Origin of the sequence: Arthrobacter sp. UYCu511, from assembly GCF_040547105.1 — a bacterium.
Classification (GTDB): Bacteria; Actinomycetota; Actinomycetes; order Actinomycetales; family Micrococcaceae; genus Specibacter; species Specibacter psychrochitiniphilus.
On sequence record NZ_JBEPPB010000005.1, the window covers coordinates 168,939 to 194,351 of the forward strand.

Annotated in this window: 26 protein-coding genes and 1 tRNA gene; 16 read left to right on the forward strand and 11 right to left on the reverse strand. The window is 59.9% G+C overall.

Translation table 11 applies throughout. The annotated features are described in order from the left end of the window. Positions 1–68 precede the first annotated feature (68 nt). The 4 genes from rplK to ABIB48_RS09340 all read right to left on the reverse strand — a co-directional run bounded on the left by rplK (position 69) and on the right by ABIB48_RS09340 (position 1,985). Complete coding sequence (gene rplK, locus ABIB48_RS09325) at positions 69–500, reverse strand: 50S ribosomal protein L11 (RefSeq protein WP_110105541.1); 432 nt, start codon at positions 498–500, stop codon at positions 69–71. A gap of 130 nt (positions 501–630) precedes the next feature. Next, the gene (nusG, locus tag ABIB48_RS09330) at positions 631–1,413 is read right to left on the reverse strand and encodes a transcription termination/antitermination protein NusG (protein WP_354212820.1); all 783 of its coding nucleotides are present in this window, start codon (positions 1,411–1,413) and stop codon (positions 631–633) included. An 88-nt stretch (positions 1,414–1,501) separates the two neighbouring features. Continuing rightward, positions 1,502–1,792, reverse strand: a complete 291-nt coding sequence (secE, locus tag ABIB48_RS09335; protein ID WP_110105539.1) for a preprotein translocase subunit SecE — start codon at positions 1,790–1,792, stop codon at positions 1,502–1,504. A 120-nt stretch (positions 1,793–1,912) separates the two neighbouring features. Then, positions 1,913–1,985, reverse strand: a tRNA-Trp gene (locus ABIB48_RS09340). Positions 1,986–2,240: 255 nt separating this feature from the next. On the opposite strand from ABIB48_RS09340, the gene ABIB48_RS09345 reads away from it, so the two are divergent. Further along, on the forward strand, positions 2,241–3,476 hold the full coding sequence (locus ABIB48_RS09345) for a pyridoxal phosphate-dependent aminotransferase (RefSeq protein ID WP_110105538.1): 1,236 nt from the start codon (positions 2,241–2,243) through the stop codon (positions 3,474–3,476). A gap of 100 nt (positions 3,477–3,576) precedes the next feature. Here the strand turns inward: ABIB48_RS09345 and ABIB48_RS09350 are convergent, their stop codons facing one another. Both ABIB48_RS09350 and ABIB48_RS09355 read right to left on the reverse strand, forming a co-directional pair. Further along, positions 3,577–4,233, reverse strand: a complete 657-nt coding sequence (locus ABIB48_RS09350; protein ID WP_110105537.1) for a LuxR C-terminal-related transcriptional regulator — start codon at positions 4,231–4,233, stop codon at positions 3,577–3,579. Beyond that, on the reverse strand, positions 4,230–5,513 hold the full coding sequence (locus ABIB48_RS09355; RefSeq protein WP_354212821.1) for an ATP-binding protein: 1,284 nt from the start codon (positions 5,511–5,513) through the stop codon (positions 4,230–4,232). The genes ABIB48_RS09350 and ABIB48_RS09355 overlap by 4 nt, the downstream gene beginning before the upstream one ends. A gap of 114 nt (positions 5,514–5,627) precedes the next feature. Here ABIB48_RS09355 and ABIB48_RS09360 point away from each other — a divergent pair, with 114 nt between their 5' ends. The 4 genes from ABIB48_RS09360 to ABIB48_RS09375 all read left to right on the forward strand — a co-directional run bounded on the left by ABIB48_RS09360 (position 5,628) and on the right by ABIB48_RS09375 (position 9,611). Further along, positions 5,628–6,962, forward strand: coding sequence for a PspC domain-containing protein (locus ABIB48_RS09360; RefSeq protein ID WP_354212822.1), 1,335 nt, complete (start codon positions 5,628–5,630; stop codon positions 6,960–6,962). A 65-nt stretch (positions 6,963–7,027) separates the two neighbouring features. Continuing rightward, positions 7,028–7,432 carry a hypothetical protein gene (locus tag ABIB48_RS09365; protein ID WP_146213006.1) on the forward strand — a complete coding sequence of 135 codons (405 nt, stop codon included), beginning with the start codon at positions 7,028–7,030 and terminating at the stop codon, positions 7,430–7,432. A gap of 111 nt (positions 7,433–7,543) precedes the next feature. Continuing rightward, complete coding sequence (locus ABIB48_RS09370; RefSeq protein ID WP_110105533.1) at positions 7,544–8,569, forward strand: 6-phosphofructokinase; 1,026 nt, start codon at positions 7,544–7,546, stop codon at positions 8,567–8,569. 310 nt (positions 8,570–8,879) lie between these two features. Continuing rightward, positions 8,880–9,611 carry a GNAT family N-acetyltransferase gene (locus ABIB48_RS09375; protein WP_354212823.1) on the forward strand — a complete coding sequence of 244 codons (732 nt, stop codon included), beginning with the start codon at positions 8,880–8,882 and terminating at the stop codon, positions 9,609–9,611. Here ABIB48_RS09375 and ABIB48_RS09380 read toward each other — a convergent pair. From ABIB48_RS09380 to ABIB48_RS09400, 5 genes are all read right to left on the reverse strand, one after another. Next, positions 9,550–11,055 (reverse strand): MFS transporter, encoded by a 1,506-nt coding sequence (locus ABIB48_RS09380; RefSeq protein ID WP_354212824.1) that lies wholly within the window; start codon positions 11,053–11,055, stop codon positions 9,550–9,552. The genes ABIB48_RS09375 and ABIB48_RS09380 overlap by 62 nt on opposite strands. Before the next feature lie 101 nt (positions 11,056–11,156). Next, a complete protein-coding gene (locus ABIB48_RS09385) occupies positions 11,157–11,732 on the reverse strand; it encodes a PadR family transcriptional regulator (RefSeq protein WP_354212825.1) in 576 nt (191 codons plus the stop codon). A gap of 180 nt (positions 11,733–11,912) precedes the next feature. Further along, the gene (gene ygfZ, locus ABIB48_RS09390) at positions 11,913–13,010 is read right to left on the reverse strand and encodes a CAF17-like 4Fe-4S cluster assembly/insertion protein YgfZ (RefSeq protein ID WP_354212826.1); all 1,098 of its coding nucleotides are present in this window, start codon (positions 13,008–13,010) and stop codon (positions 11,913–11,915) included. A gap of 64 nt (positions 13,011–13,074) precedes the next feature. Next, positions 13,075–13,683 carry a nitrobindin family protein gene (locus ABIB48_RS09395; RefSeq protein ID WP_110105529.1) on the reverse strand — a complete coding sequence of 203 codons (609 nt, stop codon included), beginning with the start codon at positions 13,681–13,683 and terminating at the stop codon, positions 13,075–13,077. Between the two features lie 211 nt (positions 13,684–13,894). Continuing rightward, positions 13,895–14,821 (reverse strand): permease, encoded by a 927-nt coding sequence (locus ABIB48_RS09400; protein WP_110105528.1) that lies wholly within the window; start codon positions 14,819–14,821, stop codon positions 13,895–13,897. 146 nt (positions 14,822–14,967) lie between these two features. On the opposite strand from ABIB48_RS09400, the gene ABIB48_RS09405 reads away from it, so the two are divergent. The 11 genes from ABIB48_RS09405 to ABIB48_RS09455 all read left to right on the forward strand — a co-directional run bounded on the left by ABIB48_RS09405 (position 14,968) and on the right by ABIB48_RS09455 (position 25,397). Beyond that, positions 14,968–15,666 (forward strand): winged helix-turn-helix transcriptional regulator, encoded by a 699-nt coding sequence (locus tag ABIB48_RS09405; RefSeq protein WP_110105527.1) that lies wholly within the window; start codon positions 14,968–14,970, stop codon positions 15,664–15,666. 79 nt (positions 15,667–15,745) lie between these two features. After that, a complete protein-coding gene (locus ABIB48_RS09410) occupies positions 15,746–16,759 on the forward strand; it encodes a hydroxyacid dehydrogenase (protein WP_354212827.1) in 1,014 nt (337 codons plus the stop codon). A 330-nt stretch (positions 16,760–17,089) separates the two neighbouring features. Beyond that, positions 17,090–18,070 (forward strand): mycothiol synthase, encoded by a 981-nt coding sequence (gene mshD / locus ABIB48_RS09415; RefSeq protein ID WP_110105525.1) that lies wholly within the window; start codon positions 17,090–17,092, stop codon positions 18,068–18,070. Positions 18,071–18,136: 66 nt separating this feature from the next. Continuing rightward, entirely contained in the window at positions 18,137–20,386 is a 2,250-nt protein-coding gene (locus ABIB48_RS09420) for an RNA degradosome polyphosphate kinase (RefSeq protein WP_354212828.1), read from the forward strand. Further along, positions 20,386–21,351 carry an NUDIX hydrolase gene (locus ABIB48_RS09425; protein WP_110105523.1) on the forward strand — a complete coding sequence of 322 codons (966 nt, stop codon included), beginning with the start codon at positions 20,386–20,388 and terminating at the stop codon, positions 21,349–21,351. The genes ABIB48_RS09420 and ABIB48_RS09425 overlap by 1 nt, the downstream gene beginning before the upstream one ends. Before the next feature lie 78 nt (positions 21,352–21,429). Next, entirely contained in the window at positions 21,430–23,088 is a 1,659-nt protein-coding gene (locus tag ABIB48_RS09430; RefSeq protein ID WP_354212829.1) for a hypothetical protein, read from the forward strand. Continuing rightward, positions 23,063–23,518 carry a GntR family transcriptional regulator gene (locus tag ABIB48_RS09435; protein ID WP_502914121.1) on the forward strand — a complete coding sequence of 152 codons (456 nt, stop codon included), beginning with the start codon at positions 23,063–23,065 and terminating at the stop codon, positions 23,516–23,518. Before ABIB48_RS09430 ends, ABIB48_RS09435 begins: the two co-directional genes overlap by 26 nt. Positions 23,519–23,528: 10 nt before the next feature. Further along, complete coding sequence (locus ABIB48_RS09440; RefSeq protein WP_110105664.1) at positions 23,529–24,347, forward strand: thymidylate synthase; 819 nt, start codon at positions 23,529–23,531, stop codon at positions 24,345–24,347. Further along, a complete protein-coding gene (locus ABIB48_RS09445) occupies positions 24,344–24,922 on the forward strand; it encodes a dihydrofolate reductase (RefSeq protein ID WP_354212830.1) in 579 nt (192 codons plus the stop codon). Before ABIB48_RS09440 ends, ABIB48_RS09445 begins: the two co-directional genes overlap by 4 nt. A 19-nt stretch (positions 24,923–24,941) precedes the next feature. Next, positions 24,942–25,109, forward strand: coding sequence for a hypothetical protein (locus ABIB48_RS09450; protein WP_170120917.1), 168 nt, complete (start codon positions 24,942–24,944; stop codon positions 25,107–25,109). A 99-nt stretch (positions 25,110–25,208) separates the two neighbouring features. Beyond that, positions 25,209–25,397, forward strand: a complete 189-nt coding sequence (locus tag ABIB48_RS09455; RefSeq protein WP_110105520.1) for a hypothetical protein — start codon at positions 25,209–25,211, stop codon at positions 25,395–25,397. The last annotated feature ends 16 nt before the right edge of the window (positions 25,398–25,413 follow it).

The following is a 25,413-nucleotide window of genomic DNA, read 5'->3' on the forward strand; positions in this document are numbered from 1 at the left end:
CGTCGCTCTTAATGAATTGGGTAATGCTTAGGCGGTTTCGAGAAAAATCGAAACCAGGTGTTCGAAGCTTAGGCCTCGACAGTGATACCCATGGAACGGGCGGTACCGGCGATGATCTTTTCTGCGCCTTCGATGCTGGTTGCGTTAAGGTCAACCATCTTCTGGGTGGCGATCTCGTTGACCTGGGCCTTGGTCAGCTGGGCAACCTTGACGGTGTGCGGGGTAGCTGAACCCTTGGTAACCCCTGCAGCCTTCTTGATGAGCTCTGCAGCCGGCGGGGTCTTGGTGATGAACGTGAAAGAACGGTCTTCGTAAACCGTGATTTCAACGGGGATGACATTTCCGCGCTGGGATTCCGTGGCAGCGTTGTACGCCTTGCAGAATTCCATGATGTTGACGCCGTGCTGACCAAGCGCCGGACCGATGGGCGGTGCCGGGTTAGCGGCGCCTGCCTGGATCTGCAGCTTGATAAGGCCGGTGACCTTTTTCTTGGGAGCCAATGTAGGGTCCTTCTCTCAATATCTTGTCCAAGGACGACGGAGCGCGTCCCAGGTGGGTGGCCGAATGGCGTCCGGCCGAACGTCTCGTGAAGAACTAAGCAAGTCCAACGCGGAACGAAACTTTGGTCAACTAGATCTTGGTGACCTGGTTGAAGGCAAGCGTGACAGGGGTTTCACGCTCGAAGATGGAAACCAGCACAACAAGCTGCGAGGCTTCAGGCTTGATCTCGGAGATTGAGGCCGACAGGCCTTCGAACGGACCGTCCTTGACGATGACGGCTTCGCCAACCTCAAAGTCAATCTCGGCGTCGACCGGGTTGTGACGCAGCGGAACGCCGGTCTCTTCAGCCTGCTGCTCCTCGAAGATGGGGGCAAGCATGGAGAAGACTTCATCTAAGCGCAGCGGGACAGGGTTGTGGGCGTTGCCAACAAATCCTGTAACACCGGGGGTATGGCGGACAACACCCCAGGAAGCGTCGGTCAGGTCCATGCGGACAAGGACATAGCCGGGAATGCGGACGCGGTTGACAACCTTGCGCTGTGCGTTCTTGATCTCCACGACTTCTTCCATGGGGACCTGAATTTCGAAGATGTAATCTTCCATGTTCAGCGAGAGGCTGCGTGATTCAAGGTTGACCTTGACACGGTTTTCGTAGCCTGCGTAGGAGTGAATGACGTACCAGTCACCCTCCTGGCGGCGCAGTTTGGCCTTGAATTCCTCTGCCGGGTCAACTTCGGGCTCGGCTTCTACAGCCGGCTCCTCGCTTGCATCGTCTGCATCAACAGTTTCTGCTTCCGCAGTTTCTGTTTCTACAGCTTCTGGCGCATCAAGGTCGGCATTGATGGCAGCATCAGCAACCACAGTGTCCTGGTCCTGCTCACTGTATGTTGCCTCGGGCTCCAGCTCAGACACGAATTTCCTGCTTTCCTTGTGTGTTTCTTAAATAGCTCAAACCGACCCATGCCGATAGATTTCAGCGGGGCCGGCCAAATTGAGCCTCTTACTGCTCGGTGTTTACGTTTCCGCCAAAGACCCACAGCACAGCCTGGCCGAAGCCCAGATCTAGGACGGTAACAATAGCCATGACGATGACAACGAATACCAGCACAACCGCAGTCATGTTGATCAACTCTTTGCGAGTAGGTGTCACTACCTTCTTGAGTTCACCAATGACTTGGCGAAGGAAGATAGCAATCCGGGCGAAAAAACCCGGCTTACCGGGCTTGACAGCCTTTTTGGCAGGGCCCTTAGAGCTGCTTGCCGCAGTTTCGGTCACCAGTGCCTCACTCATCGCTTTGTTGGGAACCCGCAAGTCCGTGGGTTCGGACCGCGCGAGATGCTTAGTATTCGCTTGGAGACGACACGAGATTTCACAGCAAAGCCGCGAATCAAATTATGTCACTTCCATGCGCAGGGCAGACAGGACTCGAACCTGCAACCTGCGGTTTTGGAGACCGCTGCGCTACCAATTGCGCCACTACCCTTTGATTGTTAACAACAGTGAGCCCTCACAGGCTTCTGCAGCAAAAATCCCTTCAGCGTTGAACGCCATGAATAACTTACAGTCTTGCGCCCGTCTTTTCCAAACTGGCACCAAGGCGTGAAACATCATGGAGTTGAACACCAGTTACTTATTCTACGCATTCTTAGGCGCCTACGTCGAACTGGTGACGCCTTACGCCTAAAGTAGTCACTGACGAAGTTTATATTTTGGGCCTCCCACCGAAGAAAGAATGCTGATGTCTGCCGAATTGAGCGCTGATCAAGCCTCCGCACGCCGTATCTCCGCAAGGATCGCCGCAATTGCGGAATCCGCTACCCTGGCTGTCGACGCCAAAGCCAAGGCCCTAAAGGCCGCCGGGCGCCCCGTCATCGGCTTTGGTGCTGGGGAGCCCGACTTTCCAACACCGGATTACATTGTTGAGGCGGCGGTTGCTGCCGCTCGCCAGCCTAAATTCCACCGCTATTCCCCGGCTGCAGGGCTCCCGGAACTGCGCAGTGCCATTGCCGCAAAGACGCTGCGCGATTCAGGCTACGCGGTGGATCCGGCCCAGGTGCTCGTAACAAATGGTGGCAAGCAGGCAGTTTATGAGTCCTTTGCCACCCTGCTTGACCCGGGTGATGAGGTCATTATCCCCACCCCGTTCTGGACCACCTACCCTGAAGCCATTCGCCTGGCTGGCGGTGTTCCTGTGGAGGTTTTCGCTGGCCCGGAGCAGGGCTACCTTGTCACGGTGGATCAGCTTGAGGCCGCCTTGACGCCGCGCACCAAGGTGCTGCTGTTTGTTTCGCCCTCCAACCCCACAGGTGCCGTTTACTCGGCAGAACAGACCCGAGAGATCGGTCTTTGGGCCGCGTCCAAGGGCCTCTGGGTCATCACTGATGAGATCTATGAACACCTGACCTACGACGGTGTTCCATTCACCTCGATTGCCACGGCTGTCCCGGAGTTGGGCGACAAAGTGGTGATTCTCAATGGTGTTGCCAAGACTTATGCCATGACGGGTTGGCGCGTTGGCTGGATGATCGCGCCCCTGGACGTGACGAAGGCGGCCACCAACATGCAATCGCACGCCACCTCCAACGTGGCCAATGTCTCCCAGATGGCCGCCTTGGCAGCAGTCTCTGGCCCGTTGACCGCAGTGGATGAAATGAAGGTTGCCTTCGACCGCCGCCGCAAGGCTATGGTGGCCGCGTTGAATGCGATCGACGGTGTGGAATGCCCCACCCCCACGGGCGCCTTCTACGCCTACCCAGACGTCCGCGGACTGCTGGGCCGTGAAATTGGTGGCATCCGGCCCGCCACCTCGGCTGAACTGGCCGCACTGATCCTGGACAAGGCCGAAGTTGCCGTGGTTCCCGGTGAAGCCTTTGGACCCAGCGGCTTCATGCGTTTGTCCTACGCCCTGGGTGACGACGATCTCGCAACCGGCGTTCGACGCCTGCAGGAGTTCCTGGGCTCAGCCAAGCCCTAAGCCACTCTGCCTCTGGCTGGCGGCAAAAGCGCGCCCGCCTCCCACTTATGCGCCCCGTAGACCGGGCGCGGATGTGGGAGGCGGGCGCGCTTTTGGGTTGTTAGAGCAGGCGGCGGTCTGCGGCCCAGCGGGTCAGCTCATGGCGTGAGGAGAGCTGCAGCTTACGCAGTACGGCCGAAACGTGGGACTCCACGGTCTTGATGGAGATGAACAAAGCCTTCGCCACTTCCTTATATGAGTAGCCGCGGGCAATCAAACGCATGACTTCCAACTCGCGTGCGGAAAGTTTGTCCAGCTCGTCCTCCACGGCCACCTCGGCTGTGCCAAAGGCGTCGAGCACAAAGCCGGCCAGCCGGGGTGAAAATACTGCGTCACCGCCAGCCACGCGCCGCACCGCATCAGAAATTTCGGCGCCGGAAATTGATTTCGTAACATAACCGCGCGCACCGGACCTGATGACGGAAACCACGTCTTCGGCCGAATCCGAGACGCTCAGCGCCAGGAACTTGGTGCCGGCCAGCAGCGACGTGCAGCCAGCAATGACTTCCCGCCCGCCCTGGCCGCGTCCACCCGGCAGGTGCACATCGAGCAGGACCACATCCGGCTGGTGGTGGGTCACTGCTGCAATCGCCTCCTCGACTGTGGCGGCCTCAGCCAAAATGAGGATGTCCCGGTCCAGATCGGCCTTCAATCCGGAGCGAAAAATGGCGTGATCATCCACAATCACGACCGTAATGGGTGTTGCCGGCATAGTCATTTGGCTTCCTCCGTGGCAGTTGCTTCATAGGGCAGGTGCAACCGTACTTCGGTGCCTTCCACCGAGCTAATGATCTCAGCCGTCCCACCGTTGCGTTGCATGCGCCCGACGACGGACTCCCGGACTCCCAGCCTGTCTGCGGCAACCGTCCGCACATCAAAGCCCGCCCCTCTGTCCTTCACAAACACATCAACGCCCTTTGCCGTTGCTTCCACATACACAGACACTGCCGTCCCACCGTGCCGGACACCGTTCAAAACGGCTTCTCGAACCGCCTGCACCAGTGCGTTACCACGCTCCGTCAACTCGGTGTCTCCCACGGCCACCACTTCCACTGCCTGCCCGTAAATATCCTCAGCCTCAGCACAGACCGACTTGATGCGCTCCACCAAGGCCCCGGACTTATGGGTGCTGTCCTGATAAATCCACTCTCGCAGTTCGCGCTCTTGGGCACGGGCCAGCCGTGTCACATCAGCCGGCGAGTGGGCACTTTTCTGGATCAGGGCCAACGTTTGCAGCACTGAGTCGTGCAGGTGGGCCGCAATTTCGGCCCGCGCGCTCTCCTTGATGTGCCCGGCCCTTTCGCTCTGGAATTCACGCCAGAACTTCAAGGCCCACGGAGCCAGGACGAGCCCCACTCCTGCAAGGACAGCCAAAGAGGCCACCACGGAGGACCACAGCAACGTCCATGAGCCGGACCCGGCAACAATGACGAGCAGCCCGGTAATAACAAGGGCCAGCCCCCCACCGAGACGCAGCATGGCAATGGGCGTGTTCATTTTAGTTGCGCTGAGCAATCCCACCCGGCGGGTGTCATCCAATTGCATCCACGCCAACACTGCGCCCAAAACAATGACCAGGAGCGGGATCAAAGTGCCAAGACGCAAATCCCAGCCTTGTTGCTGCCCGAAGATGATGAATGCCGCAATGACCAGTGCTCCCCCGATTGCCACCTCCCTAAACCCCAACGGAACCGGTTTGCGGGCCGGGTTGCTGTTGCCAGAGTTATCCTTCTCAAACGCTTCGGGCACGGGACGGAACAACGCCAGCCGTGGGTTACCGTCAGCGTCCAATAGCCTGCCGCCTTGCTCTGGGGCGTCGCCTTCCAAAGGAACCAGTAGCCACAACCACCCATAGAAGACAATCCCGGCGCCAAAGAAGAAACTGGCACCGATCATGATGCCCCGCACCATCCGTACATTCCAGCCAAGGTGCACGGCCAGGCCGCCACAAACTCCGGCAACTACACGGGCCTGTGTGCGGTACATCTTTACGCTCATGCAGTAATCCAAGCACGGCCCGGGGACTGCCGCAGTGTTTCTCGGGGATACCTCAGGGTTCTTTCAGGGTGACACCTCATGTTGCCGCGACCCCGCAGAGGGCAGGATTGAAGCATGAATACTTCCCAGGACAGTCCGGAGCACTCCCCAGAGCAGCCATCTGGCCACGCTGCCCCTCCCCCGCTGCCTCACCCCGATTCGGCCAGATTCTTCCAATGGATCCGCGGCCTGGGCATCCGGCGCGGGCCCAACCGCTGGATGGGTGGCGTGTGCAGCGGGCTAGCCGACAAGTGGGGCATCGACCCCGTGATCGTGCGTGGCCTTGCCGTTGTGCTGACCCTGTTCTTCGGCATCGGGCTGCTCGCCTACGGTGTGGCGTGGGCGTTGTTGCCCGAACCGGACGGTCGCATCCATGTTCAGGAGGTGGGCCGAGGCCACTGGTCGGCCGGAATGACAGGAGCCGCCGCAGCCACACTATTGGGGCTGGGCGGCTCCGGAGGCGGGACGTTCCAAGACAGCAACAGCGGCTGGTTCTTCTGGCCGATCATTTGGATCGGCGGCATCGTGTGGGCCATCTACTGGTTTTCCTACCGTGGCAGGGACGAGCGGGGCAGCAATGCCAGCCAACCCTGGTACGGGCAAGCGTGGCCAAGCTCTGCGGCGCCCCAACCTCAGCCCACAGATGTTTATGCCCGCACGTTCACCCCGCGCGCCGACGAGTACATGAAGCGCCAAGGCCAACAGGCAACCAAGCCCCCTGCCAAGAAGACGCCCCGGCTCGGCTTTGCCAGCAGCTTGCTGGTGCTGGGCCTTGCCGCGGTGGTGGTGGCTGCACTCCTGCTGTTGAACGCGAGCAACGTCATCGATTTGGGGACGCACCCCCGCGCCATCATCGTGGCTGCAGCAGCCATTGTGGCGGGCGTGGGCATTGTGGTGGCTGGGATTGCCGGCCGCACTGCGGGCGGACTCGGCACGTTCGCTGTCATTGCTTTGGTAGTGGCCGGGGCGTTGAGTTTGCCCCAGCCAAACATCACCTCATTCAGCAATGCCGACTGGTCTCCCGCCACCATCAGTGCCGCGCAAACTGGCCGCACTGTCCTGATGGGCAACGGCACCATTGACCTGACCGGGGTTGTCCCCGCCGGGAATAGAGCGGCCGGGAATGGAGCGGCCAAGCCCGGCGGTGACTCACCTCTGACGGAGAATGTCCGGATACCCCTGAGTTTGGTGGCATCCAACGTCACCATCCTGGTGCCGGAGAATATCCCCGTCAGTGTGAAGAGTGAACTGGCTGCAGCGGCTGTGACCGTGGACGGCAAAACAACTGGCAGTGGCTTGGTGAAAGACACCACGAGCAACATCAACCTGGACGCTACAGGCTACGGGCTCGCAATCACGTTGGAAGGCGTAGCCTCCAACATTGAGATCCACGTGGTTCCAACACCATGAATCACCCGGACAGAAACCAGCAGAACCTCACACAGGGTCCCTTGAGAGAAATCGCGGAGAACACCATGTCCCATCCCATAGAACCGCCCCAGAGCCCCGAGGGCACAGCCAACACCGTCTCACCGCCCCCTGCCGGGTACTTCTCCACGCCACTGCCCCTATCAGAACAGGCCCCCGCCCGTGCACACGCAAGCAGTACCGAACCGAAGAACAGCTCAAAAACCGCTGCCACAGCTGACTTGCCCACCGTCCCACAAGCCGGGCGGCACCCGGCCCGCGTGGGAACGATCGTGTTTGGCGCCGTCGTACTTGTCCTTGGGATTTTGCTGATTCTCAGCACCCAACTGCACCTGAATTTGGACCCGGGACTTACGGCCATGTGGCTGCTGCTGGGTGCCGGCGTGGCCATGGTGGCCGGCGGCGCAATCAATTTGTTCACCAGGATGAAGAAGCAGCGTGGCGTCCACTGATTGGGCCTGAAGTTGCCGGGATCACATGAGCGTCTAGAATGATCTACAGAGGAGCTCAATGGTGCGCTCAAAAACCCCATTGAATCCATCCCTCAAAGGACTTTATTACTCATGAAGATTGGAATTCTCACCAGCGGCGGAGACTGCCCTGGCCTGAATGCTGTGATCCGCGGAATCGTGCTCAAGGGCATCAAGAGCTACGGACATGAATTTGTTGGTTTCCGTGATGGCTGGCGCGGAGTGGTTGAAGGCGACGTCATGGACCTTCCCCGTCAGATGGTGCGCGGCATATCCAAGCAGGGCGGTACCATTTTGGGCACCTCCCGCACCAACCCTTTTGAAGGCAACGGTGGCCCCGAAGTCATCAAAGCCCACATGGAACGTCTCGGTGTTGACGCACTCATCGCCATTGGTGGCGAAGGTACGCTTGCTGCCGCCCGCCGGTTGACCGATGCTGGGCTCAAGATCGTCGGTGTACCTAAGACTGTTGATAATGACCTGGACGCCACGGACTACACCTTTGGTTTCGATACTGCCGTGCAGATTGCCACGGAGGCCATTGACCGCCTGCGCACCACGGGCGAATCCCACCACCGCTGCATGATCGCAGAGGTCATGGGCCGCCACGTTGGCTGGATCGCCCTTCATGCCGGCATGGCCACGGGAGCGCACGCTGTGCTGATCCCGGAGCAGAACACCAGCATGGACCAGATTGTTGAATGGGTGAAAGAAGCGCACGAACGTGGCCGTGCACCCTTGGTAGTGGTGGCGGAAGGGTTTGTTCCGGACCATCAGGACTCCGCCCACTCCGAGCGGGGCTTGGACACCTTTGGCCGTCCCCGCCTGGGCGGCATCAGTGAACAGCTCGCCCCCGAGATCGAAGCCCGCACGGGGATTGAAACTCGCGCCACTATCTTGGGCCACATTCAACGTGGCGGCGTTCCTTCTAGCTTTGACCGCGTTCTGGCTACCCGGTTGGGCATGGCTGCCGTGGACTCTGTTGTGGAAGCCCGCTGGGGCACCATGGTGGCGCTCAAGGGCACCGAGATTGAGCACGTGCCCTTCGAGGCCGCGTTGGGGAACCTGAAGACGGTTCCGCAGCACCGCTATGACGAGGCGGCCATCCTCTTCGGCTGACCGATCCTAGTGTGGAACCAAAAATGTGCCGCAGCTGAACTGCGCCCCAAAGTAAGGAACTGAATTGTTCAGTACAACTTTCGGGGAGCAGTTCACTCCCCCAGAGAGTTGATAGTAGGCACATTGTGCACAGCTATCGCAGGGAGATCACGCTCCCTAAAACGCGAGTGGTAAACACCCTACTTTCCGGCTCAGTTGCGCATGGCTCCACCCTAAAACCGCGCGTCTTGTGAGTTGGGCCACACTCGAGTGTTAGCCAGCCCGCACCATCCGCTCTACATTCACTCTCGCGGGGCGTTAACGTTGAACCATGACCTTCGATTTAAGTTCAGCGCCCATAGTTTTCCTTGCCTGGGAACGGGGCCTCGGGCTGCCTGTCGATTCGCTCTTGTCGGAGCGCAGGGACGGCAGGCTCACCCGCGCCGTCGACGGGCCCGAACTAACATTCCTGCGGCTCTGGGACCAGTCAGTCCTCAGGGGTCCTGCGCATTTGTTGGCCGCTGCGGCCGCCTACAGTGACGATGAGCTCAGCGATCACTCCACCATGCTGCGGCTGACCAGACAGAGCGGCGGCCGGGGTCTGGGCACGCAGGCCCTCTATTACGCGGATGAGCTGGACTTACACCAGCCTGCACACACCGTCCACGTTTCCACCGGGGAGCTTGAATCTGCGGCGCTTGAATCACTGTGCCCGCCAGATGACGTCAACGATGTGGCGCTCTCCAGCAGAGAGCACAAGTTCACGGTCATGGAGTCAGGAACGCCCGACGCCAGCCCTCTCGCCTGTAGCGCCTACACCGAGTATCAAGGGCTGCTGGCTCAGCTGGGCACACTGGTGGCCCCGGACTCCCGCCGCCAGGGACTGGGACACCTGGCCACTAGCATTGCCGCCCACGAAGCGCTCTCTGCTGGATTGATAGTGCAGTGGCGGGCAGATATCAACAACGCTGCGGCGCATTCCCTGGCCGTGGCCGTGGGTTTTAGTGTGGCTGGTCTACTGACCCGGATTTCTCTTGAGAGTGGTCAAACTCGGCATAAATAGCCGAAACTTCACGGGGTTTGGCGAAGAAGATGACCACGGCCGCACCTAGCAGTACAGCGGCCGCCGGCAGCAGAGTTGATTGGGCCATGGCGGCGGAGAACCCAGCGTGCAAAGATTCCGGCAACGGTCCTGATTCCCCCGCCATTCCCCCACCCGCACCGGCGGGCATTTCAACCGCCAGACGGGCCGAGATCAATGCTGCAATGGCCGCGCTTCCCAACACGGAGCCGATCTGCCGCGTGGTGTTGTACACCCCAGCCCCGGCACCAGCCTCACGGGGCCCCAGGTTGCGAGTGGCCGTGGTGGATAACGGAGCCCAAATGCCGGAGCTGGCAATGCCCAACAACCCGCTTGGCAGCAGAAACAGCCAAATAGGCGTGTTCGGGGTCATCAGGGACGCCGTCCAGGCCAGCGAGATAGACATCAGAATGAAACCGGCGAAGGCCACATAGCGTGGGTTGACGGTGTCTATAAGCTTGCCCACAAACGGGGCCAAGATACCTGAGAGCAAAGCCATGGGCACCATCATGAGTGCGGACTGCGTTGGGCTCATGCCCCGGACCAGCTGGTAATAAAAGAACAACGGCAGACTCATGGCCGTCACACTGAAGCCCATGGAGGTGATGGCAATGTTAGCGAGAGAGAAATTACGTACCTTGAACAAGTGCAGCGGAACCAGTGACTCACCCTTATTGATGGCCTGCCAGCAGACAAAAGCAATCAGGAAGACGATCCCTGCGATGATAAGGCTCCAGACACTGAGCGGGCCCTTGATGGTGCCCCAGTTGTAAGTGGCTCCTTCCTGGATGCCAAAGACCAGCAGGAGCAGACCAACTGAGCTCAGCAGCACGCCCAGCATGTCAAAAGTGTGGTCATGGGTTTGCAGCTTGGGCACCAAGCGCCAGGCCATTGCGAACGCAATGATACCCACAGGGACGTTAACGAAGAAGATCCATTCCCAGCCAAACCCATCAACAAGAACGCCACCCAGGATGGGGCCCACCAGCATAGCGACTCCGGCTGTAGCACCCCACAGCCCCATGGCGGCACCGCGTTTGTCAGGGGGGAAGATGCGGGTGATGACAGCCATGGTCTGCGGGGTCATCATCGCTGCACCGAGGCCCTGGACCACACGGGCCAGGATCAATGTGCCAATGTCTCCGGAAAGTCCGCACCACAGTGAGGCGAGCGTAAAGACCGTCAGACCCACGAGGTAGAGGTTTTTGGGACCATATTTATCTCCCAATCGCCCTGTTACCAGGAGCGGTACCGCGTACGCCAGAAGGTACGCGCTGGTGACCCAGATGACTGAGTTGATGTCAGTGTTCAAGCCCTCCATGATCCTGGGGTTGGCCACCGAGACGATGGTTGAATCCACCAGGATCATGAAGAATCCCAGAACGAGCGCCCATAACGCGGGCCACGGTTTTGCCACGGTTTCCATGGGTTGTTCCTTAAGTATCGAAATTTGTTTCAAAGCACTGGCGTCCGTTGGGGCCCAGCTGGCTAATTATTGATGCTTCGCGGCGCTGATGAATAAGGTCTTTACCCTGTGCCCGGCCACGAGAGGTCGGCCTGCTTCAACCGTGCGATGAACCCGTGCACCCAATCCAGTTCGGCCCGCACCATATGTTCTTGGTAGCGGATATCGATCCAATACGCCGGGTCAACCCCGCGGGACTTGGCCAACTCCCTATCCGCACCCAACATGGCCAATTTTTCATCCAGAACTGGCAGGCGCTGCTCCAGCAGGTCAATAACGAGATGAGCCGGCAGGTTATGTGCTTCTGACAGTGCCTGAGGAAACCGCGGATACTCCTCGGCGGGTTGCGCGAGGTCCTCGCACAACACCTCGCTCAGCCTGCGCCGCCCTGCCGGCAACAACGCGTATGTGGTGCGTTCGGGGCGTTTACCGTCCCGGGCGGTCCCCAAAGCTTCCACCATGTGCGCATCCGCCAGCCGGCCCACTGCGTGATACAGCGTTCCTGGTCGAATTTTCAGCAGACGCTCTTCATGCCTGTCAATCAACAACTGGTACATCTCATAGGGGTGCATGGGACGATCTGCAAGTAACCCCAGAGCCGCCATGGCCAAAGGAGTCAAGTGTTTTAGCTCAGCCATGCCCACCCGCCTCTTCCGTTAGTGCCGCGGCCTTCCCCAGCATTGTTCCAGCTCAACTATTCCACATGGAATAGCAACGTGTCACTAGCGCCCGAAGGGATCTTGTGATGAAAGTTTTTGCGGCCGGGACTTCAGCTGGCACAGAAAGCCAGCGCCTCCCGGTCTAACGAGGAGCCCGGTTTAGCGAGGAGCCCTCAGGAATCCTGTTTGACGGCCCAACACCTGTCCGGCGTCAGTGGCAACAATGATTTCCTGATTGGCCGGGTACTGTTCGCCGTCGTCATTGACAATCAGGACGGCCTCCGGGTCCACGGAACGCTTGATCAGAGCCAGGGCGATGGGCCCCATCTCGTAGTGCTGCGCCGAGGAGGTCACGGTGCCAACCACACGCTCGTCCACTAAGACTTCGCTGCCCACCGCGGGCAGGGTGTGCAGCGAACCATCTAACTGCAAGAACACCAATCGGCGCGGAGGCCGCCCCAGGTTGTGCACGCGCGCAACCGTCTCCTGCCCCTTGTAACAGCCCTTATTCAGGTGCACTGCCGTCCGGATCAAGTCCAACTCGTGGGGAATGGTTTTCTCGTCAGTTTCCGCGCCCCTCCGGGGTCGCCACGCAGCCACACGGAGTGCATCTGCAGCCCACGCTCCTGCCAGCGGGCGCTGACCCACCGCCTCCACCAGTTCCGCGGCTGGGATCAGGTATTCAAGCCAAGAACGTTCCAGGCCGGGATGCTCCGTCTCAGGCACAGCCGCATAGCTGTAGCCACCGGCAGATATATGGGGCCAGGGATCCTGCCACACCGTACGGTCTGACCATTCAGGAACCTCGGCTACCGAACCAACCACGGCCCAGTCTGGCGAAACATCGGTAATCTCCACGCGCAGCATGAATTTCATGGATGTGAGCCACTGGGCCAGCGGAGCGGCTTCGGCAGTCTCCACAATCAGCCAGGTGGTTTCGCCATCGTCAACCACCCGCGCGTCGTACTCGATGCGTCCTTGGACGGTCAGTATCAGCAACTCGGTGCTGACCCTGGGAGATAGGTTTTTCAGTTCCTGGGAGGAGAGGGTATTGAGCCAGCTGAGCCTGTCTGGACCGCTGACAGTCACCACTCCGCGGTGAGATAGATCCACGACGGCGCTGGGCGGCTTCCCCAGGTATCCGGCCAGAAGCCGTTGCTCACGGTTCGGATCTCCATAGTGGGCGGCAACGCCGGCATCAAGGCCGCCTGCTGCCACGGCGCCGGAACGGTTCAACAAAGGACTCAAATAGCTCATACCGGTTGCAACGCCTTCTCTTGGGAGCCTATTCCAGCGAGCACCCTGGGCGGAGGGCAGGTACCTAGGGTTGGGTGGAAACTTTATGGAGCACCGCGGAAGCGTGCGCGTCCAACGACCTACCTTGTGCAGCCACGTCCCAGCGCCAGTAAAGGTCACCGTTGACAAGGCCAAAGATGCGGGTAGCGGCGGTGTAGGACTTGGCGCCAGCACCGCGCATGACTGCATCGGTGGAAAGCTGAATTTTCGGTCCCTTGATGGCGCCGTAATACAGCTCCGAGATGCCGCCGGGGTGAACAATGTTCACCATGATGTCGAATCCACCGTCAGCATTGCGCAAGGCTTCGACGTCGTCCGCCGTACGCAGAGCCGGGACAATGTCCGCCGGGACCATTCCCGGGCCACCGTCGGATTCGTTCAAGGCGCGGTCAAGTTGCCAGAAGCCAGTTTCCACGGAGAGGGGACGCAAAGTGGCGCCGTTCTCATCCGTTAGCCAAGACTGGGCCGTGTACTGCAAGTAGGGCAGCCCATTGGAACTGAAGGTCACCGTCTGGGTGAAGTGTTCCGAATCCTCTTCGCCGGCACCGAGCCGCCCGGCACCTTCCCAAGTGCCCAGCAGCCACGAAAGTGGCACCAGTTCCGGAGTGAGGTCCGTGGGGATTTCAATGGCCATGGCGAATTACTGCTGGCCCTTGAACAAGCGCCACACCACCAGTCCGGCAAACCAGGCCATGGCCACTCCGGCCACAACCAACAGGCAGATGAAGAAAATTTCCAAGGCAAGTACGCTCATAATGCCATCCTACAATGATCTGCGCAGCGTTCCTGACTCATTCGCAGGCACCGCGTCTAGAAGGCCGTTTAGCTGGTAGGGGTTCGCTCACTTATGACAGCAGGATTTTCTCCACGAAGTACACGACTGAGCCGATGGACACGATGGGCGCCAAGGCAGCGGCTACCTCACCAAAAATGCGCCCTGGGGTTAGTGCGGGTGCTTCGAGGGGTGCCTGAGCTGGAGATTCCACTGGTGTTTCAGAGGGACTTTGGGCTGCTGCTTCGGCAGGCGCTTCAGTTGCTGTCTGGACGGGAGTTTCGGCGGCACTTATGTGGACGCTGACTTCACCGATCAACTCATCGGCGGCTCGGGCGTCTCGCATGGCATCCCCGGCCAGCTGTGTGCCCAGAGTCCGCAGCCGCCTAAATGCAGCAATGATGGAGGCCACCACAATAGCCAGGACGGCGGCCGGCACAATCCGGACATCGGAGAACACCAGCGCCGCCAAAGGTCCCGCCAGCACCGCCAAGATTATGGCCAGCGGGGCCGCGACCCTATCCGGCCAGGGGAGCATCCCGGCAAGAAGCGCAACAGCGGCACTGATGGCAACAATGGCCGTCATCCCCGGCTCGCCCAGGAATCTAAAGGACGCCACCCAGCCACAGGCAAACCCGGCCATGGCCACACCGGCACCGGCACCTAAGGTGGACTCCAAACGGCGCTTTTGACCCGTGCCGCGGATCAGCTGCACCACCATGATGGCGCCGAAACCGAGCGCAATGTAGATGGCTGTCCACGAAAGGTAGTCCTTGCCCGCGCTCAGTCCAGCGGTCAAGGCCGCCAAAGCACCCGTCAAGGCGATCACGGTGCCCAACGTTTTCTTGGCCGGGATGGCCAGATAATGCGGCCATCCGTAACCAAACGTCACGGCCAGAGCCATGCTCACCCCCACAGCGTATTCAAGGCCCAGGGAGTGCCCGGCAACCAGCAGTGCCAAAGCGATGATTCCAATAAGTCCGGCTATAGATGACTTCACACATCAATCCTGCCCTATTCTGCCGGTACACTGTGGAACAAACCTGTGGCGGAGCGTTTTAGTTTTTTACGCTCATGCCAGGCAGGCTTTGCAACTGGTTCGAGGCCCAAAGATGCGCATTAAATGAGCACTTTGTTTAGGAAGAGATGTCGCAGATATTATTGCTGACCAACATCCACGGAACTTCCGTGGATGTTTTGCCTGCGCTTGAACTACTCAGCCACGAGATTCATATTCTGCCAGCCGTTCCCACAGCGCTCCTTGATGCCCGCCCCACCGAGCTCATCATGGTTGATGCCCGCACCGATCTGGCCGGGTCCCGGTCCCTGTGCCAATTACTCCGAGCCACTGGCATCAGCGTCCCTCTGCTGCTTATCCTTACCGAAGGCGGCATGGCTGTTGTGAGCGCAACGTGGGCTGCTGACGACGTCATTCTTGACACGGCCAAGCCGGCGGAGGTGGAGGCTCGGATTCGTTTGGCTCTGACCCGAGCAACCATCGCCGAAGAAGAAACCCATCAGGAAATTCAGGCCGCCGGAATCGTCATCGATGAGGACAGCTACACAGCCCGGGTACATGGAAGCGTGCTGAATCTTACCTACAAGGAATTCGAGCTGCTCAAGTACCTGGCCCAGCATCCGGGGCGCGTCTTCACAAGGGCGCAGCTCCTGAACGAAGTCTGGGGCTACGACTATTACGGAGGTACCCGCACTGTGGATGTTCATGTGCGGCGGCTGCGGGCAAAATTGGGCAGTGAGAACGAGAACCTCATCAGCACCGTCCGCAACGTGGGTTACCGGCTCAGTGTTTCCCGCCAGTCTGAGAGCTCCATGACGGACGCCTGAAGCGCAGATACATTCCATCGCCAGAGTGCATGAACCCATTTTTAGAAGCCATCCCCTTTGCACAAGGAACCATTCCGCCATGACACAGCTTCCCACTGCCTTAATCCTCATGAGTGCAGATACCTTCGCCACACAATTTGATGTGTCTCGGCTTGACCGGCTTCGCTCGCTGGCCTCGCTCTGTGGAACTTTTTGGGCGGATTCATTGGACCACCCGGAGATTCAAGACCAACTCCCCGAAGTAGAGGTCCTCATCACCAGCTGGGGAGTTCCTTTGCTGGATGCACCAGCTTTGGAACGCCTCCCCGCCTTGAAAGCCGTCTTCCACTGCGCCGGGTCTGTACGCACCTTTGCCACACCCGCCCTGTGGGAACGTGGGATCACGGTGTGCAATGGCGCGGATTCCAATGCCATCCCCGTTGCAGAGTTCACCTTTGCAAGCATCATTCTCGCGGGAAAACGGGCGCAGGTGCTCTCTAACGACAGCCGCAATCACCGCGGCGAGCTTTCTTTCGCCGCGTCCCGCGGGAAATTGGGGAATCTTGGCCGCACCATTGGAATTGTGGGCTATTCCCGGATAGGCCGCCGTGTGGTGGACCTGCTGCGCCAGCTAGAGGACGTCACCATTTTGCTGGCTGATCCTTATGCTGACCCGGCTGAAGTCACTGCCGCTGGCGCCACGCTCCTGCCTTTAGAGGATCTACTTGGCCAAGTGGATGTGCTCTCCATCCATGCGCCATCACTGCCCAGCACCCATCACATGATTGGGGCGCGCGAGCTCGCTGCCTTGGCCGATCACACCACCATCATCAATACGGCGCGTGGGGACCTCATTGACACTGACGCGTTACTTGCCGAATGCCGTACAGGACGGTTGACGGCCATCTTGGATGTAACGGATCCGGAGCCACTGCCGGCCGATAACGAACTGTATGACCTGCCCAATGTGATCCTGACACCGCATGTGGCCGGCTCCTTGGGCGCAGAAACCCGCCGCATGGTGGATGAGGCATTGGCCGATCTTGGCCGGTACACCGAAGGAAAACCTCTAGTGGCCCAGATCCGCGCCGCAGACATGGCGCACCACGCCTGAGCCGGCACTGGCCGGCTGGAACTAGCGGGCCCACATTTTGGCCGCTAATCCCCAAAAAAGTAAGGCCCGTTTCCGCGAAATGGAAACGGGCCTTACTGGTTGAGTGGAGGACATACGGATCGAACGTATCGAGGACACCCCACTGGTGCATCCCCCCAGACGTGCAGGTAAAACAAGCAAGTGACGCACTGTGTGTGAGCCTTACTGCTCTCAAACTCTATGCCAGCTTCGCACCGCCTTGCAAACTCGCGGCCACGCCAAGCAGCATTTCGACACGTTACCTGGCAGCGATTCTCGCAATAGCACAGCCCGGCACACTAGGCTGTGAGCATGAGCCCCGCAAAGACTGACAGCTGGCCGGTAACAGTAGTTCCAGGTGCCCCCGGACCCGAACTTCTGCAAGAAATCCAGACAGTGATTGCTGCTGCCGAAGATGCCGACGGGAACCCGCCGTTCTCTGAGCAGACACTCGTGGAGCTGAAATCCGCCCACGCTAGCCCCCAAAGTGTCCTGACCTTGCTCACCTATGCCCCGGAGGACGCGTCCCCCACCGTTGGCGAAGACCTGGCTGGAGTTGCCGTGGTGGTGCTCAACGGCAACGAGGGCGTGCTGGAAATTGTGGTTCACCCCGCCTACCGAAATGATGGGGTTGGCGCCATTCTCGCCGATAAATTGGTGGAGGTACGCGGGCTGCACGGCATCAAGGCATGGTCCCACGGAGACCATGAAGCAGCTGCCGATCTAGCGGCCAGCTACGGCTTCCGGGCCATTCGCGAACTCTGGCGCATGCGCCTGGTCCGGCAGGCGCCCTCATCCGCTGAACCCCAGCCCACCCTGGAGTACCCTGCGCCCGACGGCGTGAGCCTGCGGACATTTGTCCCTGACCAGGATGAGGGCGCCTGGGTTGCAGCCAACGCGAGCGCCTTTGCCCACCACCCCGAGCAAGGCGCGCTGACGCTGGCTGATTTGCAGGCGCGCATGGCCGAGCCTTGGTTTGATCCTGCTGGTTTTTTTCTGGCCGTGAATGCTTCGCAGGAAATTTTGGGGTTTCATTGGACCAAGCTTCATCCGGCCCGGGCAGGTCAGGCCGCTATGGGAGAGGTCTATGTAGTGGGCGTCATCCCGGATGCGCAGGGGCTCGGCCTGGGCAAGATCCTGACCAAGCAGGGTATAGACCACCTGCAAAATGCCGGGCTCCGGGCCATTATGCTGTACGTAGATGCAGACAATGAGGCGGCAGTGTCGCTGTACCGCAAACTAGGTTTCACCAAGTGGGACTCCGACGTCATGTACGGCCCGCTCTCCCCCTAACCGGCGGGTGCCTGCAGCGAAGCTTGTACCGTTTAGACCAAAAGTACCGACCCCGAGGACTTATCGATGAAGCGCGAATTCAAGGGCTCTCTGAACACTGCGACAGCAAATGGCAGGGAGCGCTTTCTAGCTGGCGAAGTACCCTCGGCCAGAGCCACCCAGGACCGGATTGAAATTCCTGAATTTGAGCCCATACTGGCACCCGAGGGTGATGTCAGCCCCGACCGCTTCCTAGACCGGGAGTTGAGTTGGCTGGCTTTCAATTCCAGGGTCCTGGAACTGGCTGAAGACCCCGACGTGCATTTGCTGGAGCGCGTGAATTTCTTGTCCATTTTTGCCTCCAACCTGGATGAGTTCTTCATGGTTCGTGTGGCTGGGCTCAAACGGCGCATTGCAACGGGGCTAGCTGTACCATCACCTGCCGGGCTCAGTCCCATGGAAGTACTTGAACAGATCAGCGAAGCCGCCCATGAGTTGCAGGCACGCCACGCCCACGTATTTGCCAATCAGATCCGCCCAGCGTTGGCGTACGAACACATCCATCTGGTCCATTGGGATGAACTTGATGATCCGTCCAAAGTGCAACTGGCCAAGATGTTCGCCGAGAAGATCTTCCCCATCCTGACCCCCTTGGCCGTGGACCCGGCACACCCGTTCCCCTACATTTCCGGTTTGTCATTGAACTTGGCAGTGGTGGTGCGTAACCCTGTCAGCGACAAGGAACTGTTTGCACGCGTGAAGGTCCCTGACCTGTTGCCACGGCTCGTTTCCTTGGATGGCGTCCGCGCGGGGACAGTCCCCGGACGGGTGGCCCGCTTCATTCCTCTGGAAGAAGTCATTGCAGAGCACCTTGATCAGTTGTTCCCGGGCATGGAGATTGTGGAGCACCATACCTTCCGGGTCACCCGTAACGAAGACCTCGAAGTAGAAGAAGACGACGCCGAGAACCTTCTGCAGGCTCTCGAGAAGGAGCTGTTGCGGCGCAAGTTCGGCCCGCCCGTGCGCCTTGAGGTGGCCACCGATATCAACCCCAGCATCCTGGCGCTGTTGGTTCGCGAGCTTGATGTGGATGAAACGGAGGTGTACTCACTGCCCGCACCGCTTGACCTGCGCGGACTCTCCATGATCGGCAGCATTGACCGGCCAGATCTGCGTTACCCCAAGCATGTGGCCCACACGTCCCGTGATTTGAATGCCTCAGAGACCTCGAAGGCGGCCAACGTATTTGCTGCCATGCGCCGTCGTGACATCTTGTTGCACCACCCCTACGATTCGTTTTCCACCTCGGTCCAGGCCTTCCTGGAACAGGCAGCGACTGATCCCAAGGTGCGCGCCATCAAACAGACCCTGTACCGCACCTCCGGCGACTCCCCCATTGTTGATGCCCTGGTGGATGCCGCAGAGGCCGGCAAACAGGTTTTGGCGCTCGTGGAGATCAAGGCCCGTTTTGATGAACAAGCCAACATTTCTTGGGCCCGGAAACTGGAGCAGGCCGGTGTGCACGTTGTGTACGGCATTGTTGGGCTCAAGACCCACTGCAAGCTCTCCCTGGTGGTGCGCCAGGAACAGGATGGGCTGCGCCGCTACTGCCACATTGGCACGGGAAACTACCATCCACGTACGGCCAGGTACTACGAGGACCTGGGTCTGCTGACGGCTGATAATCAGGTGGGAGAAGACCTCTCCAAGCTCTTCAACCAACTCTCCGGATACGCACCCAAGACCTCCTTTGACAGGCTTCTGGTGGCCCCCCGTTCAGTGCGAAGCGGGCTCATTGACCTCATTGATGCCGAGATTACCAATAAGAAGGCCGGCCTGCCGGCGCAGGTACGTATCAAGGTCAACTCCATGGTGGATGAAGCCATCATCGATTCCTTGTACCGGGCCTCGCAAGCCGGTGTGGAGGTAGGTGTGATTGTTCGCGGTATTTGTTCATTGCGCCCTGGCGTGCCCGGACTTAGCGAGAACATCACCGTGCGATCAGTGCTGGGCCGCTTCCTGGAACACTCCCGCGTGTTTACTTTTGCCAATGGGGGCGGCGAGAACAACATTGTGTACATTGGTTCTGCCGACATGATGCACCGGAACCTGGATCGCCGCGTTGAGGCTCTGGTGAGACTGTCCAACCGTGAAGACATTGCGGATGTAACCTCCCTTTTGAGCCGCTACCTCGATTCCGGAACAGCCAGCTGGCATCTGGATAATGACGGCGAATGGAAACGCCACCACCTTGATGACGAAGGAAACCCCTTGCTCGATGTTCAGTCATGGCTGCTCGCCAGCCGGTCACGTTCGCGATCTGCACTGCACCGTTAATGCGCAACGCTGAACATCTCGATGGCCCGATTACCGAGGACATAGCTGTCTCGATCTATGCAGCCGGCGCTCTGTGCTGGCGAGTCAAGAAAAAAAAGCTTGAAGTTCTTTTGATCCACAGGCAACGCTACGATGACTGGTCCTGGCCCAAAGGCAAACTAGATAAGGGCGAGACCCTGGCCGAGTGCGCTGTCCGGGAAGTGTATGAAGAAGTAGGCCTGCCCATCACCCTGGGCAGGCCCCTGCCATCGATCAGCTACACCGTGAAGCCCGGCCGCAAGGAAGTGCATTATTGGGCGGCAGCTGTTGATGACCTGCCTCCCACCCCCGATGGCAAGGAAGTGGACGCCGTCATTTGGTGCAGCCCCAACAAGGCCCGCGGGCTGCTCTCCAATCCCTCAGATTTACAACCCTTGGAGGCCTTGGTGGACGCGTACGAATCCTCCACCTTGAACACATGGCCGCTGCTGATTCTCCGCCATGCAAAGGCGAAGCCCCGTTCGGCCTGGACGCGGGCTGAGGGTGACCGTCCCTTGGCTGCCACTGGTAAACGGCAGGCCATGTTCCTGCAACGGCTGCTCATGGCCTGGCACCCCGGCCGCATTTACACAAGCGATTGGCTGCGCTGCATTTCCACGATCTCCCCCTACGCCCAGGCCACGAAGGCCAAGGTGAAGGTGGTGCCGTGGCTGACTGAGGCGGACCACTTGCGCAACCCGGCCAAGGTCACGGCAGTCATGGAAAAGACACTGACGCGGTCTTCGGCCACCGTTGTGTGCACACACCGCCCGGTGCTGCCCACCGTTCTGGCTGTGCTGGCAACGCATATGTCCCAGGAGTTGGGGGCTTCCTTGCCGCTTCTTGACCCGCACCTTGCTCCCGGGGAAGTCCTTGTAGCCCACATCTCGCTGGATGAGCCCGGCACCATCGTGGCTCTCGAGCAGCATAAACCCTACGAGGACTGATCCCGACGTCATAGTCTTCCCCCGGACAATCTTTGTACCGTACACTCGGTACAAAGATTGTCGAGTCATGGGGGAATCATGAATCCGAATCCACTCGCACCTACGTTTATGGAGGGGCTGGTGTCATTCGGCCTGCCCCTTGCAGTGCTCTGCGTTGTTATTTACTCCGTCTTGCGCTTCGCCGTTTGGTCACCCCGCAACGGCCCATCCTTGGACCATGTGCGCAACCACGCCTATTGGACTGGCGTCATTGCGTGGGCCTTGAGCAGCCTGGGCAGCGCCGGCCGCGCCGGCCTGTACAACTTCGCCCAACCGAACGCCCACAACAGCCCTTGGTCCGTAACTCCCTGGCCGTCACTTCTGGGACCCGTACTGGCCATCATTGCCGTCCACGCCATCGGGCAGGCTACGTGGCCGGCGCCAAAGTCCGCCAAGCGGGTGGCCGCTTTGGAATTCCGCCGCGTCCGCGACTACGTGCCGACGGCGCTCGGCTGGACCACGCTAGCCATCTTCCTCGCCACAGCCGCCGTGATCCCCTTCGTGGCCAGGGCCGGTGGATTCGAGGCAGTGAACGCGCCGGTCCCCGGTGCAGTCGGGGCGTGGACCACGGGAAGGATCGACGGCGGACCCCTCGCGTTGGCATTGTCCCTCACCCTGGCTGCGCTGGGCACCGGGACACTTCTTGTTATGCGCCTTGTTGCCTCACGGCGATCCCTAGCCAACTTATCGGCCGAGCAAAACAAGACGTTGCGGATCATCGGTATGAACAGGTTGCTGCGGGTCTCGGCAACGGTTGCCTCAGGGCTGGCCGCAGTGGCCGGCAACTACCTGATCCAGCCGGTCCCCGGCTCTGACATCGACTCGTTTGTAAACTGGCTGGGCCTTGTCAACATGGCTGTTCTGGTCACCATGTTCTTTTGGAAACCACCCGCACTGGAACCAGCGCCAAATGATCCCGATTACCGGGGCATCTTCGGGCTCAGCCGCACTGCTGAATCAGGTCTGGGCAATGTATTGGCCGCATCAAGGTTCAGCGGAACCACGTACGTGCTGTTGGCCCCCACGGCTGTTATCGGTGCGCTCTTGGGATACGCCTTACGTTTTTGGCTCGGCAGTATGGGCCCGTTCCTGACACCTTTTGTGCTGATGCCGTTGGCGTATCTCTGGCTGGAGGTGGTGATGCGGCGCAACTACACCACGGCCGCAACACCACGAACACCACTGCGCCACGCGATCCTCTGGCCCCTGTATGCCGCTTTTGCCATTAGCGCCGTCGGCTTGCTGCTGGCGGTTCTGCACGCACGCCACGTCAGCATCACCGGCGGGCGGAACACTTGGGATGGTCTCGACACCCCGGCAGCCATGTACCTCATCCCGTGCGCCATGGCCCTGGCCATTTTGCTGTCCGGCGCCGCCGCACTGAGGTTTGTGCTCGCCCGCCCACCCCTGACAGACGCACCGCGGGTCCTGGATGAGGCCCTGCGCCGCCGGTCCCTGTTCAGGATTGCCAGAACCATCACCGGTGGCTGGTACGCCACCCTCGGCATGGTGCTGATCATGATGCCGCTGGCACCTCTACCTTCGGCCCCGAGTTTCGAGATGCGCACTTGGGGCACCCTGTGCCTGGTGGTTGGCGTGCTGCTTGCCATCTACCCCATCCGCAAGCTCACCCCTGCGGACTTCGGCCTGGACGCTGCCGAACTTGCCCCCCATGGCGCGAGTCCGGGCCAGCGGTAGCCTCATGGACGCCGGCATAGTCATTGATCTGGAGACGGCAACTCCGCCGTATGAACAAATCCAGCGGCAGATTTCCTCGCTCATTGCTGTAGGCCACTTGGTGCCCGGGACCCGGCTGCCCACTGTCCGCAGCCTCGCCGCAGACCTCGGCGTGGCTGCGGGAACCGTGGCCCGGGCGTATAAGGAACTCGAGGGCACGGGACTCGTCGCCACGAACCGGCGCCAGGGAACAGTGGTGGCGGAGCCTCGGCACGAGGAACCGGACGCGAGCGGCCAAGACCGAAGCCCGCCACAGGAGCAACCACCGCCAGGGGCGCTCGAAGTAATGGCCGCCGTGGACCATCTCATCAACGAGGGCACACGGGCCGGGCTGGAGGGGAAGATGCTCATCACACTGCTCCAGGGTCGCCTCAGCCAGCGATCCAAGTAGACTGGTGCGCGTGACTATTGAGACGCCCTACGAAGACATGCTCCGCGACGTGATGGCCAATGGCACCGTGAAGTCGGACCGCACAGGCACCGGCACCCGTAGTGTTTTTGGCCGCCAGCTGCGGTTCGACCTGAGTGAGAGTTTTCCGCTGATCACTACCAAGCGGGTGCATTTCAAGTCGGTCGCCATGGAGTTGCTGTGGTTCCTGCGCGGCGATTCCAACGTGCGCTGGCTGCAGGAAAACGGTGTGAAGATTTGGAATGAATGGGCGGACGATTCCGGTGAGCTGGGTCCCGTCTATGGCGTCCAGTGGCGCTCATGGCCCACACCAGACGGTGAACACATTGACCAAATTGCCACTGTCATGGAGTCGCTGCGTCAGAACCCAGACTCACGCCGGCACATTGTCTCGGCCTGGAACGTGGGCGAGCTCAAAAACATGGCGCTGCCGCCGTGCCACGCCTTCTTCCAGTTCTATGTTGCCCCCACGGAGGATGGCCGCGGCAAACTCTCCTGCCAGCTCTACCAGCGCTCGGCAGACACATTCTTGGGCGTTCCCTTCAACATTGCCTCGTATGCACTTTTGACCTTAATGGTGGCCCAACAGCTGGACATGGACCCGGGCGAATTCATCTGGACTGGCGGCGACGTGCACGTGTACGACGACCATGTGGAGCAGGTGGCCCAGCAGCTTTCCCGTGAGCCGTTCCCGTACCCAAAACTGCGCCTCACCCGGAAACCTGATTCCATCTTTGACTACGACTTTGCAGACTTTGAACTGGTTGACTACCAGCACCACCCCGCGATTAAGGCACCGATAGCCGTATGAGAGAACTACCCGCCACCTACCGTTTCACCCAGCCCATTGTTGGTATGATCTGGGCCCAAACCAACACCGGTGTGATTGGTGCCGACGGCGGCATGCCGTGGCACTTGCCCGAGGATCTGGCTCACTTCAAGCGGGTCACGTTGGGCCACCCCGTGGTCATGGGCCGCAAAACGTGGGAGTCATTCCCGGATAAGTTCCGCCCTTTGCCGGATCGCACTAACATTGTGGTGACCCGCCGGCAGGGGTGGGCGGGAACACCTGAGGCGAGCGGCGCCGTCGTGCTTGACTCGGTAGAGGAGGCCCTGGTTGAGGCTCAGTTTTCCCCCGGCGGCAATGAGGTGTGGGTCATTGGTGGCGGCCAGATCTTTGAACAGACCTCCGAACATTGCAATGTGGCTGTGGTGACCGTCATCAACACCGACGTCACCGGAGACACGCAGGCGCCCGTATTGGGCAGCGAGTGGGCGTTCCGCGGCGCAACCCCGGCGGAAGGCTGGCACACCTCGAAGAACGGCACTGAATACCGGATCACCCTGTGGGCTAAGGGTGAAACTGAGTTCGAAGCCCCGGAATAGCCTTCAGGAGGCCGCCACAGTGGTATTGCGCACGATCAAGTTCTGGTTTCGCAAAGAAACCCTCGATCAGCAGTTGCGAGACATCGCTGCCATGGATCAGTATGCGAAAGCTCTCGCCGCCGGCGAAAAAAGGATTTTAGCGCAAGGCGCTAATGGCGAGCTCTATAGCTATCTGCCGGAAGAATAAGGCGCTAGCAGGGCCGGCCGCATTCCTCTGACTTCAGTGCTTGGCCACGTACTCTGGACAGGAATGTGAGCCCTAGCATTTACTGCCTTGAGCTGGGCTATGATTGCAGGCTCAGCGCATGCCGGGGTGAAGCCTTCTAGCGGATCTGACTGGATTGGCGTGGTGTTGTTGTTGCTACTGCTGGGGGGCCTAGGCCTCTTCTTTGTTCTTGGCCTGCGGGAGCTGATCAAGGAAGCAAAAGCAGCGCGCCTTCGCAATCAGCGCGGTCTCCCCCGGCCCACTGAGTAATGCGCGGTTCCGGTAC

Coding starts and splice junctions, on each gene's coding strand:
- ABIB48_RS09385 (WP_354212825.1), bottom strand. CDS start 11,732: ATGGCTGAGCTAAAACACTTGACTCCTTTGGCCATGGCGGCTCTGGGG.
- ABIB48_RS09405 (WP_110105527.1), top strand. CDS start 14,968: ATGTCGCAGATATTATTGCTGACCAACATCCACGGAACTTCCGTGGAT.
- ABIB48_RS09395 (WP_110105529.1), bottom strand. CDS start 13,683: ATGGCCATTGAAATCCCCACGGACCTCACTCCGGAACTGGTGCCACTT.
- ABIB48_RS09420 (WP_354212828.1), top strand. CDS start 18,137: ATGAAGCGCGAATTCAAGGGCTCTCTGAACACTGCGACAGCAAATGGC.
- ABIB48_RS09350 (WP_110105537.1), bottom strand. CDS start 4,233: ATGACTATGCCGGCAACACCCATTACGGTCGTGATTGTGGATGATCAC.
- ABIB48_RS09375 (WP_354212823.1), top strand. CDS start 8,880: ATGACCTTCGATTTAAGTTCAGCGCCCATAGTTTTCCTTGCCTGGGAA.
- mshD (WP_110105525.1), top strand. CDS start 17,090: ATGAGCCCCGCAAAGACTGACAGCTGGCCGGTAACAGTAGTTCCAGGT.
- ABIB48_RS09355 (WP_354212821.1), bottom strand. CDS start 5,513: ATGAGCGTAAAGATGTACCGCACACAGGCCCGTGTAGTTGCCGGAGTT.
- ABIB48_RS09430 (WP_354212829.1), top strand. CDS start 21,430: ATGAATCCGAATCCACTCGCACCTACGTTTATGGAGGGGCTGGTGTCA.
- ABIB48_RS09445 (WP_354212830.1), top strand. CDS start 24,344: ATGAGAGAACTACCCGCCACCTACCGTTTCACCCAGCCCATTGTTGGT.
- ABIB48_RS09360 (WP_354212822.1), top strand. CDS start 5,628: ATGAATACTTCCCAGGACAGTCCGGAGCACTCCCCAGAGCAGCCATCT.
- ABIB48_RS09425 (WP_110105523.1), top strand. CDS start 20,386: ATGCGCAACGCTGAACATCTCGATGGCCCGATTACCGAGGACATAGCT.
- ABIB48_RS09455 (WP_110105520.1), top strand. CDS start 25,209: ATGATTGCAGGCTCAGCGCATGCCGGGGTGAAGCCTTCTAGCGGATCT.
- ABIB48_RS09370 (WP_110105533.1), top strand. CDS start 7,544: ATGAAGATTGGAATTCTCACCAGCGGCGGAGACTGCCCTGGCCTGAAT.
- ygfZ (WP_354212826.1), bottom strand. CDS start 13,010: ATGAGCTATTTGAGTCCTTTGTTGAACCGTTCCGGCGCCGTGGCAGCA.
- ABIB48_RS09365 (WP_146213006.1), top strand. CDS start 7,028: ATGTCCCATCCCATAGAACCGCCCCAGAGCCCCGAGGGCACAGCCAAC.
- ABIB48_RS09380 (WP_354212824.1), bottom strand. CDS start 11,055: ATGGAAACCGTGGCAAAACCGTGGCCCGCGTTATGGGCGCTCGTTCTG.
- ABIB48_RS09435 (WP_502914121.1), top strand. CDS start 23,063: ATGGCGCGAGTCCGGGCCAGCGGTAGCCTCATGGACGCCGGCATAGTC.
- ABIB48_RS09410 (WP_354212827.1), top strand. CDS start 15,746: ATGACACAGCTTCCCACTGCCTTAATCCTCATGAGTGCAGATACCTTC.
- secE (WP_110105539.1), bottom strand. CDS start 1,792: ATGAGTGAGGCACTGGTGACCGAAACTGCGGCAAGCAGCTCTAAGGGC.
- ABIB48_RS09345 (WP_110105538.1), top strand. CDS start 2,241: ATGTCTGCCGAATTGAGCGCTGATCAAGCCTCCGCACGCCGTATCTCC.